Origin of the sequence: Siccirubricoccus soli (assembly GCF_024178315.1) — a bacterium.
Lineage (GTDB): Bacteria > Pseudomonadota > Alphaproteobacteria > Acetobacterales > Acetobacteraceae > Siccirubricoccus > Siccirubricoccus soli.
In genome coordinates this window covers 1-1,428 of record NZ_JAMZIK010000283.1, presented here as the reverse complement: position 1 = coordinate 1,428, position 1,428 = coordinate 1, and the positions used below count along the sequence as shown (strand labels likewise).

Here is a 1,428-nt window from a genome sequence, read left to right as displayed (position 1 = left end):
GCGTTCAGCTGGAATCATCTGAACGCGTGCAGATGCTCGCACAACAACGGCCTGGAGCATGCTGCGTGAGCGCAAGCGAACGCAGCATGCCCCAGGATCGAGAGTGGCCTTGCCCCTCTCGAGCTCACCCCACCAAAGGCCGAAAGGCCTTTGGAAACCTTGAGTTCAGGCTTCGCGGCTCGACCGGCCGATGCAAGGGATCCAAGGGCCTTTCGGCCCTTGGCGGGTAGGGTTCGAGAGGGGCGGCGCCCCTCGCAACACCCCGCTTGCCGGCAGGCGGCACCGACGCTATACCCCGCCACCCGCAAGGCAGCCCGGCCGACGGAGCGTAGCTCAGCCTGGTAGAGCACTGTGTTCGGGACGCAGGGGCCGGAGGTTCGAATCCTCTCGCTCCGACCAGTCCGGCGCCGCCGCGGGAACCCCGCCAGCCCCTTGGGGCCGGCGGGGTTTTTCGTCTCTTGGCGGCGGCGCGGCGCGGGTGCATCTGGCGCCCATGCCGCGCATCCTCCTCGCCAGCCTCGTCGGTCTCCTCGGCTTCTTCCTCTATGTCGTCCTCGTGCTGCAGGCGGCGGATTGGGTGCTGCAGCAGCATTGGGCGCTGCAGGTGCCGTTCTTCCTCCTCGCCGGCACCCTCTGGGCCTGGCCGGCGCGCTGGCTGATGTTCTGGGGCGCCGGGCAGCGCTGAGCCTCGCACCTTTGGCCGGGTGGCGACAGCGCCAGGCGGGTGCGGTATGAGCATCCCTCCCGCGCCGCCCCCGGCGGGCGCAACCGCAGCGAAGGGTGCTCCCGGCCCATGCCTCCCAGCCCCGGCGAGACCGCCGATATCGACCTCAAGGCCCATATCCGGGGCATTCCGGATTTCCCCAAGCCGGGGATCCTGTTCTACGACATCTCCACCCTGCTGCGGCACGGGCCGGCCTGGCGCGCCGCCATGGAGCGCCTCGCCGCCGCGATCCGCCCCTACCGGCCGCAGCTGCTGGCGGGCATCGAGAGCCGCGGCTTCCTCATCGCCGCGCCGCTGGCGCTCGAGCTCGGCCTCGGCTTCATCATGCTGCGCAAGCCGCGCAAGCTGCCGGGGGCGACGGTCGGCCTCGACTACGCGCTGGAATACGGCACCGACCGGATCGAGATGCAGGCCGATGCGGTGGCGCCCGGCCAGCGCGTGGTGCTGCTGGACGACCTGCTGGCCACCGGCGGCACCATGGCCGCGGGGGTCGCCCTGCTGCGCCAGGCGGGGGCGGAGGTGCCGGCGACCGCGGCGCTGATCGAGCTGTCCTTCCTGAATGGCCGCCAGCGCCTCGACGTGCCGTGCGAGACGCTGCTGCGCTACGACGATTGATGCCGGCGTGATGCGCCGGCGCGCGCTTCTCGCCGCCACCGCCGCGCTGGCCGCCGGGCCGGCGCGGGCGGTGCTGCCGGCGGCGGCGG

Annotated in this window: 2 protein-coding genes and 1 tRNA gene; all 3 read left to right on the top strand. The window is 72.1% G+C overall.

Annotation, left to right across the window (positions count from 1 at the left end):
- Positions 1-322: 322 nt before the first annotated feature.
- The 3 genes from NJ376_RS28330 to NJ376_RS28320 all read left to right on the top strand — a co-directional run bounded on the left by NJ376_RS28330 (position 323) and on the right by NJ376_RS28320 (position 1,339).
- Positions 323-399: transfer RNA gene (locus NJ376_RS28330), tRNA-Pro, on the top strand.
- 94 nt (positions 400-493) lie between these two features.
- Positions 494-685, top strand: a complete 192-nt coding sequence (locus tag NJ376_RS28325) for a DUF2842 domain-containing protein (protein ID WP_252956693.1) — start codon at positions 494-496, stop codon at positions 683-685.
- Between the two features lie 138 nt (positions 686-823).
- On the top strand, positions 824-1,339 hold the full coding sequence (locus tag NJ376_RS28320; protein ID WP_252956694.1) for an adenine phosphoribosyltransferase: 516 nt from the start codon (positions 824-826) through the stop codon (positions 1,337-1,339).
- Positions 1,340-1,428 lie beyond the last annotated feature (89 nt).